The 314-nt window shown below is 72.0% G+C and carries 1 protein-coding gene; it reads left to right on the top strand.

The features are described from left to right. Positions 1-314: chorismate synthase (locus GV792_RS28785; protein WP_163828142.1), on the top strand; the 314-nt coding region annotated here is incomplete at both ends.

Below are 314 nucleotides of genomic sequence, written 5' to 3'. Positions count from 1 at the left end.
CATCGAGGTGGCCAACTCCGAATGGCCGAAGTGGACCACGGTGATGTCCGCCGATCCGGTCGACCCGGCCGAGCTGGCCGATCTGGCCCGCAATGCCCCGCTCACCCGTCCGCGTCCCGGTCACGCCGACTTCTCGGGCATGCTCAAGTACGGCTTCGACGATGCCCGCCCGGTGCTCGAGCGCGCCAGCGCCCGAGAGACCGCGGCCCGGGTCGCCGCGGGCACGGTGGCGCGTGCGTTCCTGCGCCAGGCGTTCGGGGTGGAGGTCGTCTCGCATGTGATCTCGATCGGCACCGCCGCCAACACCACCGGCC

This window comes from Nocardia cyriacigeorgica, from assembly GCF_010868145.1.
Taxonomy (GTDB): Bacteria; Actinomycetota; Actinomycetes; order Mycobacteriales; family Mycobacteriaceae; genus Nocardia; species Nocardia cyriacigeorgica_D.
Note: the sequence above shows the minus strand (reverse complement) of the source record. Positions and strands in the feature narration are given on the sequence as shown.